The organism is Mesorhizobium sp. CNPSo 4670 (assembly GCF_057784235.1).
In genome coordinates, this window is the sequence record NZ_JBWJFQ010000010.1 from 12,733 (window position 1) to 28,434 (window position 15,702).

Annotated in this window: 15 protein-coding genes; 8 read left to right on the top strand and 7 right to left on the bottom strand. The window is 64.5% G+C overall.

The window, feature by feature from the left end:
* On the top strand, positions 1-1,164 hold the full coding sequence (locus AC0ZT5_RS17670; RefSeq protein ID WP_488497468.1) for an efflux RND transporter periplasmic adaptor subunit: 1,164 nt from the start codon (positions 1-3) through the stop codon (positions 1,162-1,164).
* A complete protein-coding gene (locus AC0ZT5_RS17675) occupies positions 1,161-4,292 on the top strand; it encodes an efflux RND transporter permease subunit (protein ID WP_488497469.1) in 3,132 nt (1,043 codons plus the stop codon). The genes AC0ZT5_RS17670 and AC0ZT5_RS17675 overlap by 4 nt, the downstream gene beginning before the upstream one ends.
* A 49-nt stretch (positions 4,293-4,341) precedes the next feature.
* Here the strand turns inward: AC0ZT5_RS17675 and AC0ZT5_RS17680 are convergent, their stop codons facing one another.
* The 6 genes from AC0ZT5_RS17680 to AC0ZT5_RS17705 form a co-directional block, all read right to left on the bottom strand.
* Positions 4,342-4,752: a GtrA family protein gene (locus AC0ZT5_RS17680; protein ID WP_488497470.1), complete on the bottom strand. Its 411-nt coding sequence runs from the start codon at positions 4,750-4,752 to the stop codon at positions 4,342-4,344.
* Entirely contained in the window at positions 4,749-5,561 is an 813-nt protein-coding gene (locus AC0ZT5_RS17685) for a ChbG/HpnK family deacetylase (RefSeq protein WP_488497471.1), read from the bottom strand. The genes AC0ZT5_RS17680 and AC0ZT5_RS17685 overlap by 4 nt, the downstream gene beginning before the upstream one ends.
* Complete coding sequence (locus AC0ZT5_RS17690) at positions 5,558-6,547, bottom strand: glycosyltransferase family 2 protein (RefSeq protein ID WP_477285803.1); 990 nt, start codon at positions 6,545-6,547, stop codon at positions 5,558-5,560. Before AC0ZT5_RS17690 ends, AC0ZT5_RS17685 begins: the two co-directional genes overlap by 4 nt.
* Positions 6,540-7,703, bottom strand: a complete 1,164-nt coding sequence (locus AC0ZT5_RS17695) for a glycosyltransferase 87 family protein (RefSeq protein ID WP_488497472.1) — start codon at positions 7,701-7,703, stop codon at positions 6,540-6,542. The genes AC0ZT5_RS17690 and AC0ZT5_RS17695 overlap by 8 nt, the downstream gene beginning before the upstream one ends.
* 206 nt (positions 7,704-7,909) lie before the next feature.
* Positions 7,910-8,947 (bottom strand): zinc-binding dehydrogenase, encoded by a 1,038-nt coding sequence (locus AC0ZT5_RS17700; protein WP_488497473.1) that lies wholly within the window; start codon positions 8,945-8,947, stop codon positions 7,910-7,912.
* Between the two features lie 54 nt (positions 8,948-9,001).
* A complete protein-coding gene (locus AC0ZT5_RS17705; protein WP_488497474.1) occupies positions 9,002-10,243 on the bottom strand; it encodes an acyl-CoA dehydrogenase family protein in 1,242 nt (413 codons plus the stop codon).
* A 132-nt stretch (positions 10,244-10,375) separates the two neighbouring features.
* Between AC0ZT5_RS17705 and AC0ZT5_RS17710 the strand changes: the two genes are divergently transcribed.
* From AC0ZT5_RS17710 to AC0ZT5_RS17735, 6 genes are all read left to right on the top strand, one after another.
* The gene (locus tag AC0ZT5_RS17710; protein ID WP_488497475.1) at positions 10,376-11,191 is read left to right on the top strand and encodes an SDR family oxidoreductase; all 816 of its coding nucleotides are present in this window, start codon (positions 10,376-10,378) and stop codon (positions 11,189-11,191) included.
* 36 nt (positions 11,192-11,227) lie between these two features.
* Positions 11,228-11,713: a MaoC family dehydratase gene (locus AC0ZT5_RS17715; RefSeq protein ID WP_378922604.1), complete on the top strand. Its 486-nt coding sequence runs from the start codon at positions 11,228-11,230 to the stop codon at positions 11,711-11,713.
* The gene (locus AC0ZT5_RS17720; protein ID WP_488497476.1) at positions 11,710-12,744 is read left to right on the top strand and encodes a phosphotransferase family protein; all 1,035 of its coding nucleotides are present in this window, start codon (positions 11,710-11,712) and stop codon (positions 12,742-12,744) included. The genes AC0ZT5_RS17715 and AC0ZT5_RS17720 overlap by 4 nt, the downstream gene beginning before the upstream one ends.
* Positions 12,744-13,520 (top strand): SDR family NAD(P)-dependent oxidoreductase, encoded by a 777-nt coding sequence (locus tag AC0ZT5_RS17725; RefSeq protein ID WP_488497477.1) that lies wholly within the window; start codon positions 12,744-12,746, stop codon positions 13,518-13,520. Before AC0ZT5_RS17720 ends, AC0ZT5_RS17725 begins: the two co-directional genes overlap by 1 nt.
* Positions 13,521-13,612: 92 nt before the next feature.
* A complete protein-coding gene (locus AC0ZT5_RS17730) occupies positions 13,613-14,257 on the top strand; it encodes a TetR/AcrR family transcriptional regulator (protein ID WP_488497478.1) in 645 nt (214 codons plus the stop codon).
* A 215-nt stretch (positions 14,258-14,472) separates the two neighbouring features.
* Complete coding sequence (locus AC0ZT5_RS17735; RefSeq protein ID WP_488497479.1) at positions 14,473-14,721, top strand: DUF680 domain-containing protein; 249 nt, start codon at positions 14,473-14,475, stop codon at positions 14,719-14,721.
* 133 nt (positions 14,722-14,854) lie between these two features.
* Here the strand turns inward: AC0ZT5_RS17735 and AC0ZT5_RS17740 are convergent, their stop codons facing one another.
* The gene (locus AC0ZT5_RS17740; protein WP_457150377.1) at positions 14,855-15,640 is read right to left on the bottom strand and encodes a ThuA domain-containing protein; all 786 of its coding nucleotides are present in this window, start codon (positions 15,638-15,640) and stop codon (positions 14,855-14,857) included.
* Positions 15,641-15,702 lie beyond the last annotated feature (62 nt).

Sequence of the window (15,702 nt, forward strand, 5' to 3'; positions counted from 1 at the left end):
ATGGCCGCCTGGAAACAGATACTTTTCGCGCTTGTGGTGCTGGTCGTGGCGGCAGCCGCCTGGCTGCGCTTTTTTCCGGGCGCACCGGAGGTGCTGGCACGCTGGGGGATAGACTGGGTTTACGCGGCAACGCTCCCGGCTGAAACCGGGGCCGCCAACGCCAAGCAGGCAAACGGCGGCAATGGCGGCAACCGGCGGGTGAACGTGGTCGCGCTGGCCGCCACTTCGGCCACCATCAACGACCGCCTTCAGGCGATCGGCACTGGCCGTGCCAATGCCTCGGTGACCGTCAATCCCTACAGCTCCGGCCGCCTTGCCGAACTGCTGGTCGAATCTGGCAGCCATGTCGACAAGGGACAGATCATTGCCACCCTCGATTCCGAGACCGAGGTGATCGCGCAGGATCGTGCCAAGCTCGTCTTACAGGACTCGCAGAACAAGCTCGACCGGGTGAAATCGCTGCGGGCCTCCAACGCAGCGACACCGGTCGCCGTCGCCGATGCCGAAGTGGTGCTGGCGGTCGCCAAACTGGTACTTCGCGATGCCGAACTTGCCCTGCAGCGCCGCTCCATCGTCGCGCCGATCGCCGGCACCGTCGGCATCCTGCCGATCGCCGCCGGGAATTATGTGACCAACCAGTCGGCGATCGCCACGCTCGACGACCGCTCCAGTATTCTTGTCGATTTCCTCGTGCCCGAACGTTTCGCCGCCGCCGTCAAGGTCGGCGCGCAATTGACGGCGACGCCAATCGCCAATCCCAGCAAAGCCTACACCGGCACGGTTTCGGCCATCGACAACCACATCGACGAAAAGAGCCGCACTTTGCTGGTCAAGGCCAAGATCGCCAACCCGGCCGATTCGCTGCGCGCCGGCATGTCGTTCGGCATAATCATGAAGTTCGCCGGCGAGACCTATCCGGCGGTCAGCCCCCTGGCGATCCTCTGGGGCTCGGACGGCGCCTATGTCTGGCAGGTCGAGGACGGCAAGGCCAGGCGGGTCCCGGTGCGCATCATCCAGCGCAACACCGAGACCGTGCTGATCGACGCGGAGATCGACAGCGGAGACATGGTGGTGACTGAAGGCACCCAGAGCGTCAGCGCGGGCGGTGCCGTGCGCATCGCCGGCGAAGACCAGCGCGCCGCGGACGCCGCTCAAGGCTCATGACCAGCCCCGTCAACGCTGGCAGCGACACCGGCTTTACCGCCCTGTTCATCCGCAGGCCGGTGATGGCCTTCGTGCTGAACACACTGATCGCAGTCGCCGGCCTGGCTGCCTTCTATGGCGTCGAGATCCGCGAACTGCCTGACGTCGACCGCGCGGTCGTCACGGTCTCGACCGCCTTCGAAGGCGCCGCGGCCGAAACCGTCGACCGTGAGCTGACCGACACCATCGAGGGCGCTGTCGCCCGCGTCTCCGGCGTCAAGTCGATCTCGTCTTCCTCCTCCTTCGGTTCGAGCCGCGTCACCATCGAGTTCAACGACGGCGTCGACCTTAACGTCGCCGCCTCGGACGTGCGCGATGCCGTCGGCCGTGTCGCCAACCTGATGCCGGACACCGCCGATCCACCGCGCATCGTCAAGGCCGACGCCAATTCCGACCCGGTGATGCGACTGGCGGTGACTTCGGACGACATGTCGATCCAGGACATGACGGTGGTGGTCCAGGATCAGATCGAGGACGAACTGGCCGCCGTGCCCGGCGTTGCCGACGTCCAGATCTATGGCTATCGAGACAAGATCTTCCGCATCGACGTCGACCAGAACAAGCTCGCCAGCCTCGGCTTTACCGTTGCCGACCTCAGGGCGGCGCTTGCTTCTGTCGCTTTCGATTCACCGGCCGGTTCGATCACCACGACAAACCAGGACCTGATCGTCCGCACCACGGCGGACGTGACCACGCCCGAGGAATTCGAAAACATCATCATCGGCGGCACGACGCGCATCCGCGACGTCGCCACCGTCACGCTCGGCCCCGATGTCGGCCAGACCACGCTGCGTTCGGATGGTAAGACCGGCATCGGCATCGGCATCATCCGCCAGGCGGAATCGAACACGCTGGACATCTCGACGGGCGTTCAGGCCGCCGTCGCCAAGCTGCAGGAGAACCTGCCCAAGGGTATGTCGATCAAGATCACCAGCGACGACGCGGTTTTCGTCAACGGCGCGGTGCACGAGGTCGAGATCGCACTCGGCCTGTCCGTCACCATGGTGCTGATCGTCATCTATGTGTTTCTGCTTGACTGGCGCGCAACGCTGATCCCGGGACTGTCGATGCCTGTTGCCATGATCGGCACCGTCGCCGCCATCTATCTGGCCGGCTTCTCGGTCAACATCCTGACCCTGCTCGCTTTGGTGCTGGCGACGGGACTGGTCGTCGACGACGCCATCGTCGTGCTCGAAAACATCGTGCGACGCCGCAATGAAGGCATGGGCCCGCGTGCCGCCGCCGTGCTCGGCGCCCAGGAAGTGTTCTTCGCCGTCATTGCCACGACGCTGACGCTGGTCGCCGTCTTCGTGCCGATCTCGTTCCTGCCCGGCCAGACCGGCGGCCTGTTCCGCGAATTTGGCTTCGTGCTCGCCATGTCGGTGCTTTTGTCCTGCGTGGTGGCGCTAACGCTGTGCCCGATGCTCGCCTCGCGCATGCTGTCCAGCGCCTCGCTCCACCATGAAGGCGGCCACGGCATCGGCGCCCGTATCGGCGGCGCGCTGAATTCAGCCTACAAGCGCGCCCTGCACGCTTGCCTCGACGCACCATGGATCGTGCTTCTGGTCGCGGTGCTGTTTGCGGGTACCGCCTTCACGCTGTTCGGCACCATCCGCCAGGAACTGACGCCGACCGAGGACCGCGCCGCCGTGCTGTTGCGCATCAACGCCCCGCAAGGTGTCAGCCTCGACTACACGACGCAGCAGATGCAGAAGATCGAGAGGCTGATCCAGCCGATGCGCGAGTCCGGCGAGATCCGCAGCACGTTCGAGAACGCCGGCCAGAACGGTTCCTACAACTCAGGCTTCATGGTGATGACGCTGGCGCCGTGGAACGAGCGCAGCCGCAGCCAGCAAGAGATCATGGCCGAGATCAGCCAGCTGACCAGGCAGGTGCCGAGCGTGCGCATCTTCCCGGTGCAGCCCAACAGCCTCGGCATTCGCGGTGCCGGCAACGGCCTGCAGTTCGCGCTGGTCGGCAATAACCGCAAGGCTCTCGGCGACGCGGCGGTCAAGATCATCGCCGAGATGCAGAAGGACCCGCGTTTCCAGACGCCGCGCCTGTCCATCGATCCGACGCAGCCGCAGCTGGCCGTGGCCATCGACCGCGAGCGCGCCTCCGACCTCGGTATCGACATCACCGGGATGGCCAACACCTTGCAGGCCATGCTCGACGGCAACGACGTCGTCGATGTCTACATCGCCGATCGCAGCTACGGCGTGAAGCTGGTCTCGACCACCAACCCGATCAACGACCCGACCGACCTGGAAAACATCTTCCTGAAGACATCAGACGGCCGCTTCGTGCCGATGTCGACCATTGCCACGCTGACCGAGCGTGCGGTGCCGCCGTCGCTGTCGCGCGAGCAGCAGCAGCCGTCGGTGGCGATCACCTCCAACCTCAACGGCGACTTCGCGCTTGGCGATGCCTTGACCCGCGCCGAGGAAATCGCCACGCCGCTTTTGCCTGCGGGCAGCCGCATCTTGCCGTTGGCCGAGGCCGCGACGCTGGGCGAGACCAACAGCGGCATGGTGACCATCTTCGGCTTCGCTCTGGTCATCATCCTGCTGGTGCTGGCCGCCCAGTTCGAAAGCTTCGTCAGCGCCGTCATCATCATGGCGACGGTGCCGCTGGGTCTTGCTTGCGCCATCTTCGCGCTGCTGCTCTCGGGCACCAGCCTCAACGCCTACAGCCAGATTGGCCTGGTGCTGCTGGTCGGCGTCATGGCCAAGAACGGCATCCTGATCGTCGAATTCGCCAACCAGCTGCGCGATCGCGGACTTGGCGTGCGCGAAGCGATCGAGCAGGCCTCGGTCATCCGCGTGCGACCGGTGATGATGACGATGATCTGCACCGTGCTCGGCGGCTTGCCGCTGGTGCTGGCAAGCGGCGCCGGTGCCGAGGCGCGCGTGGCGCTCGGCTGGGTCATCGTCGGCGGACTGGGCCTTGCCACCGTCTCGACGCTGTTCCTGACGCCGGTCGCCTATCTCTTGCTGGGCCGCTTCGTCACGCCGAAGACCCATGAGGAAGCGCGGCTGAAGCGCGAGTTGGAGGAAGCCGCCTATAGCAAGGTTGAGCCGGCCGAATAGAGAAGTCCAAGAAAGTGTATCGCGGTTTTCCGCCGTGAAACAGGTAGGCCTATCTCAAGAACCGGCCTTCGATCGACCAGCGCGCGGCGAGGAAATTCAGCACCGCCGCCACCACGACACCGCCGATCTTAGCCGGCCAGACTCCAACGGTGGCGGCAAACAGCGCGATCGAAAGGCTGGAGACACCGAGCGAAATCAGGGCCCCGAGCGAGGCGAACCGAAGGAACGCGTCACGCAGCCGGATGGCTTGATTGCGCTCGAACGCCCAGAAGCCGTTCGCCACGAACGAAAAGCTGACGGCGATGAACCAGGCAACAATGTTGGCGGGCACCGGCGGCATCTGCAGCTTGAGCAGCAGGAAGAAGCTGACAAGGTCGATGGCCGTGTTGGCAAGTCCGACAATGGCAAAGCGGACGATCTTGTTGCCGGTCGAACGCCGGGGTTGGTCGGCGCCGCTCATCCCGTGCCGTCCATGATTGCGACACCGGCGCGGGCCAGGCTGGCGCCGAAGTCGTCTGATGCGAGGACCGCGAATTCGACCTCGCGCACACCTTGCATCGGGTCACGCGCGCGCAACGTCTCGTCGACATGGCCGGGGTGGCACATGAACAGCCCCCGTTCCGGCAAGGCCTCGACAGCGGCTTGCAGCACCGATGCGAACTTTTCGGGTCGCCGCCAGTCGTAGATGCCCGCGAGCGGTCCGAAAACGGTGAAGCCGGCATGCTGCATGGACCGGTTGAACCCGGCAGCGAGCGCTGCGATCGCGGCGACTTTCGGCGCCGTGCCGGCCAGTGGCGGCGCGCCGCGCAGCGCCGGCCTGTCGACTTCCTCGTGCAGACGCGCGCGCAGCCATGTACGCACGACCGGAAGGAAATGCACATGCTGATGCCCGTCGACGAAATCGGGGCGGCGCCCGAGTGCCTCGACGAAGCGGCTGTATTGAGCGTCGAGTTCGGCATGGGCATCGCAGTCGTCGATGCGACCGCGCAGAACAGGCAACGCCAGCGAGCGGAGCGGCGGCAGCCGGCCTTCCGGCGCCAAGCTCGACCGGCCGGTGACGGCTGGCTGATCGGTTAGGGTAAGATGCAGCCCGACCGCGACGCGGCCGCACAGGGGCTTTATGCGCTCCGCCTCGTGCACCCATTCTGGAAAGCCTGTCATGCAGCTGGTGCCAGTCAGGCGCCCACGATCGAGCAAATCGAGGATCGCGGCGGAGACCCCTGGCGCCAGGCCGTAGTCGTCGGCGATTAGGCGGATGCGCCGCTTCATGCCTCGCGAGCGCCCGGTGCCAACCTGTCGGGAGCGACGTCGCTGCGTACGACATCGCGCACGATATAGACCGGCCGATCCTTGCTTTCGCTGAGCGTGACCCAGACATACTCGCCAATCAGGCCGAGAAGCGTCAGGTTGAGGCCGCCGAGCAGGACGACGGCGACCAGCAGGCTGGGATAGCCGGGAACGGCAATGCCGTAGAAGATCACCTCGAAGAACACCTTGGCGCCGTAGACAGCGCCTGCAAATGCGGCAAGCAGCCCGCTGAGGCTGATCAAGCGCAGCGGAATGACGGAAAAGGAGGTGAACCCTTCCAGCGAGAAGGCGATCAGGTTGAGCCGGCTCCATTTCGACGTGCCGCTGGCGCGGTTCTCCGGCGAATAGGGCAACGCTTTCTGGCGGAAGCCGGCCCAGGCAAACAGGCCCTTGTTGAAGCGTCGTTTGTCACGCAGGCTGGTCAGCGCACGCGCCACGGCACCGCGCATGACGCGAAAGTCGCCGGCATTTTCGGGAATGTCGAAACGCTGGCTGCTGTTGATCAGGCTGTAGAAAAGCCGCGCCAGCTGACTGCGTCGCCAACTGGCCTCACGCCTGTCGTTCTGCGCGTAGACGACGTCGATGTCGGGATGTTCCACCAGCTCGGCGATCATCTTCAGGCTGATGTCCATCGAATGCTGGAGGTCGGCGTCCATGATCAGCACCATGTCGCCGCGCGACTGGTCGAGGCCGGCAAGCACGGCGACTTCCTTGCCGAAATTGCGGCTTAGGCGGACGATCTCCCACGACCCCGTCAGGACCTGCGAAAACCGCTTGGCGCCATCGTCTCGGCTACCGTCGTCGACCAGGATCTTGTGCACGGCCATGCCGAAGCGCTGTGCCACCGCCGCCTCCAGCGCGGCAAGCAACTCGGCGAATGCCAATGCCGACGGCGCCTCGTTGAGGAACGGCGCGACGATATCGAGTACCGGCCGCGACTCAGCCATTTGCGACCCCCGCATTCACCACCTTTTCCCCCGCCTTGGCCCAGAACCACCAGATCAGGGAACAGGCTATGAAAGCAATCGCGATCGGCCGGAACCAGGGGTTGAGGAAAGCATGCACATGTTGCTCGACGCCGCCCAGCCCGGTCGCGAACAGCGCCGTCGACAGCACCGAGGCGAGGACGCCGCCTCGTTCCTCGCGCCATAACAGAGCGATGGCGAGCCCGGCAGGCACGGCGATCATCGCATAGGTGTTGGGCTCGACACGCGGATTGAAGACGCACATGTAGAATGTGGCCGTCAGGAAGATCGCCAGCCCTGCCGTCCCCCGCTCGAGCTTGCGATCGAACAAGAGCACGATCGAGAGCGTCAACAAGCCGACCACGAAACGCACCGCCGTGGCGCCGGATTCGGCGATGGGCATTCCCGCCGCCGCAAAAGGCGCGGTGAAATCGGAGGCAACAAAGCGGCTGGTCTTGTCGACCGCCATCGAGGTCAGCATGCGGGCGAAATCAAGATACTGGCCGTTCAGATAACTGGCTGGCGCGAAAGCATAAGGTATGGCGAGCACGAACAGCACCGCCAGCACCAGCACCGGGATCAGCCTGGGGCGCAGCCCTCCCGCCAACAGCAACATGATGATCGCGGTCGGCTTGGCAATGAGGGCCAGCGAAGCCCAGAAGAAGGTCTCGGCGCGCCGCCCTTCAAGCGCCGAAAGCGTAAGAAGCCAGCAGGCGCCTGTCAGCAGAATTGTCGATTGTCCGTTGCGGATCGCGCCAAGCGCCAGCGGCAGAGCGAGGAACAGACCGAATGAAAGCAGCCAGTTTAGTTCCTGACCGCCGAGCTTGCGAACCTGCCGCATGGCGGCGAAGGTCAGCACCGCGAAGCCCAGGGCGTGCCACACCAGGCCACCTAAATGCGGGCCCAGCTTCAACAGCGGAACATAGAGCGCGGCAAAAGCCGGAGCGTAGAGGTACCCCATCTGGGAGCCAAGATTGTAGAGCGGCCGGCCGGCCAGAAATTCCTCGCTGCCAAATCTGTAGGCCCCCAGCACCGAATGTGTGTCCGGAGACCACAGGACCATGACAAGAACGATCAGGAACGCTCCGATCCACATGCTAAGTCCCAAACGGTCGAAAACCGGCTTGGCAATCGTCATCAAGTCACTCCACACCGCCCCGGAACAGGCCCTTGCCGGCGCCGTCAGGCATTCGATGGCGGCGGCATATCACGGACAAAGCGGCGCGGCATAGAGGGCTGAAAGAGCGGATGGCCGCCCGACGGCGCCAGCGGCAGCCGGACGCCAGCATTTTTGGCATCGAGAGCGTCTGGAGGCTTCGTATTCGAGCTTCGGGCACCTTCATGCTACGGCCGGATGAACACCTTGCCGTTGGGCTTGGCCAGTTCGGTCGGCACCCGCGCCATTGCCTCGGCGAGCGGCACCACCGCCGTCACATCGGTCGACCAGCGCCCATCGGAGAACCTTTTCTGCGCTTCTAGGATCGCCGGGCCGCGGCGGTCGCGAAACTGACGCATCCATTCGCTCAGCCAGAAACCCTCGATGTGCTTGTGCTGGAAGATCAGTTGGCCGGGTTCACGGATGATCGTGGCTTCGGGATCGAGCCGTCCGTAGATGATCCAGCGTGAGCGCTTCGGCATGACGTCGAAAATGGCGGAGGCCAGCGGCCCGGTCACCGCGTCGAGGAAGATGCGCGGCTGTTCGGCCTTCATGACCTCGCGCAGCGCCGTCTTGAAATCCGGCGCCTTTTCGTTGAGGACGTGTGCGGCGCCAAGCTCCTTCAGAGCCGCGATCTGGTCGTCGCGGCGTACGGTGACGATGGGTCGAAAACCCGCTTCCCTGGCCAGGCCGATGATCAGCTTGCAGAGCTGGCTGGCGCCGGCGGTCATGACGAAGGCCTTTTCGCTCTCTTCCCTCACGATGTCGAACATGGCGAGCGCGGTGAGCGGGTTGACGATCATCGCCGCGCCATCCTCGTCGCGAACGGTGTCGAGCAGCGGGATACAGACCACCGCTTCCGCTACGGCATATTCGGCCCATGAGCCCCAGTTGCTGACGCCTGTGGCGAAAGCGACGCGCTTGCCGACGAGGCTTTTGGGGTAGGGCTCATCGCCACCGGCGACGACGGTGCCGACACCCTCGAAGCCGGCCGGCTGGCCCTTGGCGCGTGGCTGGCCGTACTGGCCCTTGATGAAGGCGACATCAGACGGATTGATCGAGGCGAGGCTGACCTTGATCAGCACCTGCGTCGGCCCCGGTGTCGGCACCTCGATGCTGCCCGGCTCAAGATAGGGCTCCATCGCTTCCAGCACGCTGCCGGAAGGCGTCCTGGTGTAGCCGTCGCCGACAAGCAGCAGCGCCTTCATTTCGGAGGGGACGGTCATCGGAACACTCCTTGCTTGGACCTGCCCGCGTCGCCGGGTGACGAATGCCGGCGCTCAGACCTTTTCCTGCGTGTATTTCTTCAGTTCGGTCCGCGCCACCTGGCGGCGATGCACGGCGTCAGGCCCATCGGCAAGGCGCAATGTCCGCAGATGCGTCCACGAGCGCGCCAGCGGCGTGTCCTGGCTGATGCCTTGCGCGCCGAACATCTGCACCGCCTCGTCGGTGACCTTGAGCGCCACACGCGGGGCGATCACCTTGATCTGGCTGATCCAGGGTGCCGCGGCGCGTGCATCGCCCTGGTCGATCATCCATGCCGCCTTCAGGCAGAGCAGCCGCGCCATCTCGATCTCCATGCGGCATTCGGCGATGATATCGAAATTGGCGCCGAGTTTTGCCAAGGGCTGGCCGAAGGCCTCGCGGCGCACGGAACGCTGGCACAGCATCTCCAGCGCCATCTCGGCCTGGCCGATGGCGCGCATGCAGTGATGGATGCGGCCGGGGCCGAGCCGGCCCTGCGCGATCTCGAACCCCCTGCCCTCGCCCAGGATCAGGTTCGATGCAGGCACCCGCACATTGTCGAAGCGAAGATGCATGTGGCCGTGCGGCGCGTCATCGTCGCCATAGACCTGCATGGCCCGGACCTTGGTCACGCCCTTTGCGTCGGACGGCACCAGGATCATCGAATGCCGCCTATGTTTCGGCTCTTCGTCGCCACCGGTCCGGACCATGACGACGTAGATGGCGCAGCGCGGATCGCCGGCGCCGGAAGCCCACCATTTCTCGCCGTTGAGCACATAGTCGCCGCCCTGGCGCTCACAGCGCATCGCAATGTTGGTGGCGTCGGACGAGGCGACATCCGGCTCGGTCATCAGATAGGCCGAGCGGATCTTGCCGTCGAGCAGCGGCTCGAGCCACGCCTTCTTGTGGTCGGCCGCGCCATACCGTTCCAGCACCTCCATGTTGCCGGTGTCGGGCGCCGAGCAGTTGAAGGTCTCGGCGCCGAGATGCGCCTTGCCCATCTCCTCGGCGAGATAGGCGTATTCGACCGTAGAGAGGCCGTAGCCGCGCTCCGAGCCGGTCAGCCAGAAGTTCCACAGGCCGCGCTCCCGTGCGGTCTTCTTCAGCCTTTCGAGGATTTCGCTCTGGCGCGCGCTATAGGCCCAGCGGTCGCCTTGCTTGCCCACTTCGCCGAGGAATTCCTTGTCGAGCGGCATGATCTCGTCGCGCACCATGGCCGCGACGCGCGCGTGGATCGGCTTCAGCCGCTCGGTCATGCCGAGATTCATCTCCGTCATCGCTAACCCCTCATGCAGGCCAGGCATTTTACCCGTGGCAAGGATGACCGTACTTCGGATAGCCTTGTCAACGCGAACTGTTTGCCTGCACACCGAGGCCCGCACACCAAGGCAGGGCGCGGAGGATTTGTGATGAGCTATCTGGACGAGCTGTTTTCGGTGGCCGGCAAGACCGCGCTGGTGACGGGAGCGGCGACCGGCATCGGCCGCATGGCGGCAACCGCGCTGGTTAAGGCCGGCGCGAGCGTGATGATCGCCTCGCGCAAGGGCGAGGATTGCATCAAGGTCGCCGGTGAACTGAACGGGCTTGGCGCACCTGGCCGGGCCGAAGGCTTCGCCGGCGATGTCTCCAGTGAGGCCGGCATTGCCGCACTCGTCACCGAGGTCAAGACGCGGACCGATCACCTGAACATCCTGGTCAACAATGCCGGTGTGTCCTGGGGCGCGCCGCTGGAGAGCTTTCCTTATTCCGCCTGGGCGAAAGTGTTCGGTGTCAATGTCACCGCGGTCTTCCATCTGACGCGCGAATTGCTGCCGCTGCTCGATGCCGCCGCCAGCGATGCCGATCCGGCCCGGGTCATCAACCTCGGTTCGGTGATGGGCACGCAGCCGCTGGCCGACGACGCCTATTCCTACACGGCGTCGAAGGCCGCGGTTCATCATCTGACGCGCACCTTGGCGCTCGAGTTCGCCGCCCGCCGCATCACCGTCAACGCCTTCGCCCCCGGCCCCTTCCAGAGCCGCATGACGGCGTTTGCCACCGGCACGGAAGAGCAAGCCAGGCATGTCGGCAACCACGTTCCGATCGGCCGTATCGGGGCACCGGATGACATTGCCGGCGCAACACTCTATTTGTGCAGCCGTGCAGGCAGCTATGTCACCGGCGCCATCCTGCCGATCGACGGCGGACAGTCGGTGCAGCATGGGCTGACCTTGTTCAAGGAATGACATTTTCCGGCCGGAGCCGGGGATGAACTGGAGGACATCCGCGTGGAACCGATCAGTCTCGATGTACTTCTGGCCAGTGTCGGCAAGGAAGTTGGCGTGTCGCCATGGCGGGTGGTCACGCAACGCATGATCGACCAGTTCGCCGACGCCACCGACGACCACCAGTTCATCCACTGCGATCCGGAGCGCGCCATGCGCGAGACGCCGTTCGGCGGCACCATCGCGCATGGCTTCCTGTCGCTGTCGCTGTTGTCGGCAATGACCTTCGAGACCATGCCGCCGCTTGAAAACGGCAAGATGGGCGTCAACCACGGCTTCGATTCGCTGCGCTTCCTGGCGCCGGTGAAGACCGGTGCGCGCATCCGCACCCGTTTCGTGCTGGCCGACGTCAAGGTCAGGCCGTCGGGCTGGGTGCAGACCGCGCATGACGTGACGATCGAGATCGAAGGCTCCAAGAAACCGGCGCTGACCGCTCGCTGGCTGACGCTGACCCTGATCGAACGCCAGCCCGAGACGGCATGAACGATCCGAACGTTCTCGACCAGGCAGCGCTCGCGCCTTATCTCGAGGCCAGCATCCCCGGCTTTACCGGGCTTGCCTCCATCGAAAAATTCAAATCCGGCCAATCGAACCCGACTTACCTTTTGACCGCGCAAAGCGGCCGCTACGTGCTGCGCGCCAAGCCGCCCGGGCAATTGCTGAAATCGGCGCATCAGGTCGACCGCGAATTCACCGTGATGAGCGCGCTTGCCGGCACCGCCGTGCCAGTGCCCAGGATGCTGCATCTGTCGGCGGAGGACTCGCCGATCGGCCGTATGTTTTACGTCATGGATTTCCTCGACGGCCGCATCCTCTGGGATCCGGCGCTGCCGGAGGCCCGCGACAACGACGAACGCGCCGCCATCTACGATGCCATGAACGCAACGCTCGCAGCGCTGCACGATGTCGATGTCGTGGCCGCGGGTCTCGTCGATTTCGGCCGGCCGGGCAATTACTTCGAGCGCCAGCTGGCCCGCTGGACCGCCCAGTATCGCGCCTCGGAAACCGGTACCATCGCCGATATGGACCGGCTGATTGCCTGGCTGGAGACGCATAGGCCCGCCGACGACGGCCGCGTCTCGCTGGTGCATGGCGACTACCGGCTGGACAATCTGATTTTTGCCGCCGATCAGCCGACGGTTCTGGCGGTGCTCGACTGGGAATTGTCGACGCTCGGGCACCCCTTCGCCGACCTAGCCTATCAGTGCATGCAATGGCGCCTGCCCCACGCCTCGGGCTTTCGCGGCCTAGGCGGTATCGACCGTCGCGCGCTCGGCCTGCCCTCCGAAGAGGACTATGTCGTCGCCTACTGCCGGCGACGCGGGCTGGACGGCATCGGCGACTGGACCTTCTTCCTGGCCTTCTCCTTCTTCCGTCTGGCGGCGATCTGCCAGGGCGTCTTCAAGCGGGCATTGGACGGCAACGCCTCCAATCCCGAAAAGGCCAGAACCTATGGCGAGGCGGTAAGACTGCTTTCGCATCTCGCCGCGAAACTGATCGGCCAGGAGGGGTGATGGGCCGTTTTGCGGGAGCAACCGTGCTGATCACCGGTGCGACCGGCGGGCTTGGCCGGGGTGCGGCGAAAGGCTTTGCCGCTGAAGGCGCGCGGCTGGTGCTGTCGGATATCGACGAAAGGGCGCTGGCCGACCTTGCAGCCACGCTGCAGGCCGAAACGGCGACCCTTGCCGGCAACATCGCCGACGAAAAACTGTCCGAGGATCTGGTTAGGTTGGCGGTCGATAAATTCGGACGGCTGGATGTCGCCATCAACAATGCCGGCATCGTGCAGAGCTTCGTGCGGTTGCCGCAGGTCCCCTCGGATGAGGCCCGCCGCGTGCTGGAGGTCGATCTGCTCGGCGTCTTCTATGCCATGAAGCATCAGATCCCGCAGATGGAGCGGCAGTTCAAGGCGACCGGCAAGCGCGGCGCCATCGTCAACATCGCTTCGGCCGCCGGCCTGTCCGGCGCGCCGAAACTCTCGGTCTATGCCGCCGCCAAGCACGGCGTCATCGGTTTGACCCGCTCGGCCGCGGTCGAATACGCCACCAAGGGCCTGCGTATCAACGCCATCTGCCCCGCCCACACGAGGACGGCGATGGTCGACAGCTTCGTGCGCGTCTCCGGCGCGCCGGAAGCGGAGGCGTTGGCGGAGCTGACGCGTGGCGTGCCGATGAAGCGGGTGGCGGAAGTCGACGAAATCACCACCGCCATCCTGTTTGCCGCCGATCCGGCAAACTCCTTCATGACCGGCCATGCGCTGGCCGTCGACGGCGGCATCGGCGCGATCTGAAGCATGCCGTTTGGGAACCTGTCGCGCCCTTGTCCGTTTTCGTACAGCGTATATAGTTTAGCCAGGTACCAACCAACCAAAGGCACGAGATCTTGCCGCCGAGCGTCCAGACACGCCGCGAGAAACAAAGGGCCGAACTGCGCTCCGAGTTGGTCGAGGCCGCGCACAAGCTCGTCCAGGAAGAAGGCTATGAAGGCCTGACCATCCGCAAACTGGCCAAGCGGGTCGGCTACGCGCCGATGTCGGTCTATTCCTATTTCGCCGACAAGCAGGACATCCTGTTCGCCCTGGCCGAAGATGCGTTCGAGACGCTTGCCCGCCGCATCGAGGAGCATTCGTCCGACGATCCGATCGAGGCATTGCAGGCGGTCATGACCGAGTATGCCGCCTTCGGGCTCGGCAATCCCAACGAATATCGCACCGTGTTCATGACCGAGAAGACCAAGCTGCCGGAAGGCAGGAGCTATGAGGACATGGAAGAGAGCAACCCGGCGATGAACGCGCTGATCAGTAGGGTCGAGGCCTGTGTCGCCGCCGGCAAGCTGCAGGGCGACTCGCGCGCCATCGCCACCATGCTGTGGGCGGTCGGCCACGGCACGATCTCGCTGCTGATTACCTTTCCGTTCTATCCGTTCGGCGACCCGCAGGCTTTCGTGAAGCGGATGTGCGATTTCACGCTTGCCACGCTGAGCACGCAGACCGTGCCGCCGCTGACCGAAACGCCGGTCAAGTGTTGAGCGGCATCCCACACAGGCTCTGACAACCGCGACCAACGTCCGGTTGGAGTGTTCGGCTGCGCCAGAACGCCGCGATTTTCGGCGTTCAATAAAAGTTCAATAAAATTCATTCGTACATGTACGTTTCTGACTTGAACGTCGGCATCGCCAGACGTATATGTACACCGTATCGTACACGTACGGAAAAATTCAACGGTCGAAAACGGAGACTGACGATGAAAACGACACTCCTCACACTCGCCGCCATGCTGGCACTTTCGGGCTCGGCCTTCGCCGCCGGCGCCACCCAACCGGTCAAGCAGGCACCTGCTGCGACCTGCGTCGACACCAGGACCCACGTGAAGCTCGATTGCGCTCCCACCGGCTCGGTCGAGAAGAAGGGTTCCACGGAAAATACCGCTGACGGCAAGGGCCCGCGGCTCGGCATCAGCATCAATCCGTGGATCGTGCCCAGCACATTCTGAGACAAAATCAAACGCCGAGGCCGGCGCAAATTGAAAGCCGGCCTGGCGAGCAGTTTGGTCTAAGCGACGCCGCCTCGGTTGGCGGCACCGGACTGGCCCAGTAGAACGCTGACGCGTAGCCCGGCCTGGCCCATCAACTCAGGCCCTTGTCACCGTCGGCATGCAGGCGCAGCCCTTTCTGGACGATCTTCTCCTTGGCGGCATCCGTCGGCACGTTCGGCGCATTGGTGATGCCGGACCAGGCCGGCGCCGGGTTGTGCGCCCAATGCACGGCGTTGCGCAGCACCTGTTGCACGCCCTCATTGTGGTAGATCGGGTAGGTTTCGTGGCCGGGCGAAAAGTAGAAGATCCTGCCGGCACCGCGCTGGTAGGTCAGCCCGGATCGGAACACCTCGCCGCCCTCGTACCAGGACACGAACACCGTCTCGAGCGGCTCCGGCACCGCGAACGGCTCGCCATACATCTCCGTCTCGCCGATCTCCAGGCACTCGCCGATGCCCTGCGCGATCGGATGGCTGCGGTTGATCGCCCAGACGCGCTCGCGCTCGCCCGCCTCGCGCCATTTCAGCGAACAGGGCGTGCCCATCAGCCGCTTGAATATCTTCGAGTAGTGGCCGGAATGGAGCACGATCAGCCCCATGCCTTCCCACACCCGCTTCTGCACGCGCTCGACGATCTCGTCCTTGACCTCGCCATGCGACCTGTGGCCCCACCACAGCAGGACATCGGTGGTGGCCAGGCGCTGTTCGCTCAAGCCGTGCTCGGGTTCCTGCAAGGTGGCGGTGGTCGCCTCGATACCCTTGTCCTGGTTGAGCGCCGCGGCGATCGTGCCATGCATGCCCAAGGGATAAAGGTCGCGCACGGCGGCATTGGTCTGCTCGTGGACGTTCTCGCCCCAAACGATGGCTTTTGTCGGCATTTTTCTCTCCCAAAGCGCTTTAAATAGCATGCCCGATGGGATTGAGAAGGCCCGATCCGGCC

Excerpts from the sequence above, each read along its gene's own strand:
- AC0ZT5_RS17675 (WP_488497469.1), top strand. The coding sequence starts at position 1,161 with ATGACCAGCCCCGTCAACGCTGGCAGCGACACCGGCTTTACCGCCCTG.
- AC0ZT5_RS17700 (WP_488497473.1), bottom strand. The coding sequence starts at position 8,947 with ATGACCGTCCCCTCCGAAATGAAGGCGCTGCTGCTTGTCGGCGACGGC.
- AC0ZT5_RS17705 (WP_488497474.1), bottom strand. The coding sequence starts at position 10,243 with ATGACGGAGATGAATCTCGGCATGACCGAGCGGCTGAAGCCGATCCAC.
- AC0ZT5_RS17680 (WP_488497470.1), bottom strand. The coding sequence starts at position 4,752 with ATGAGCGGCGCCGACCAACCCCGGCGTTCGACCGGCAACAAGATCGTC.
- AC0ZT5_RS17725 (WP_488497477.1), top strand. The coding sequence starts at position 12,744 with ATGGGCCGTTTTGCGGGAGCAACCGTGCTGATCACCGGTGCGACCGGC.
- AC0ZT5_RS17720 (WP_488497476.1), top strand. The coding sequence starts at position 11,710 with ATGAACGATCCGAACGTTCTCGACCAGGCAGCGCTCGCGCCTTATCTC.
- AC0ZT5_RS17710 (WP_488497475.1), top strand. The coding sequence starts at position 10,376 with ATGAGCTATCTGGACGAGCTGTTTTCGGTGGCCGGCAAGACCGCGCTG.
- AC0ZT5_RS17735 (WP_488497479.1), top strand. The coding sequence starts at position 14,473 with ATGAAAACGACACTCCTCACACTCGCCGCCATGCTGGCACTTTCGGGC.
- AC0ZT5_RS17690 (WP_477285803.1), bottom strand. The coding sequence starts at position 6,547 with ATGGCTGAGTCGCGGCCGGTACTCGATATCGTCGCGCCGTTCCTCAAC.
- AC0ZT5_RS17740 (WP_457150377.1), bottom strand. The coding sequence starts at position 15,640 with ATGCCGACAAAAGCCATCGTTTGGGGCGAGAACGTCCACGAGCAGACC.
- AC0ZT5_RS17695 (WP_488497472.1), bottom strand. The coding sequence starts at position 7,703 with ATGACGATTGCCAAGCCGGTTTTCGACCGTTTGGGACTTAGCATGTGG.
- AC0ZT5_RS17685 (WP_488497471.1), bottom strand. The coding sequence starts at position 5,561 with ATGAAGCGGCGCATCCGCCTAATCGCCGACGACTACGGCCTGGCGCCA.
- AC0ZT5_RS17670 (WP_488497468.1), top strand. The coding sequence starts at position 1 with ATGGCCGCCTGGAAACAGATACTTTTCGCGCTTGTGGTGCTGGTCGTG.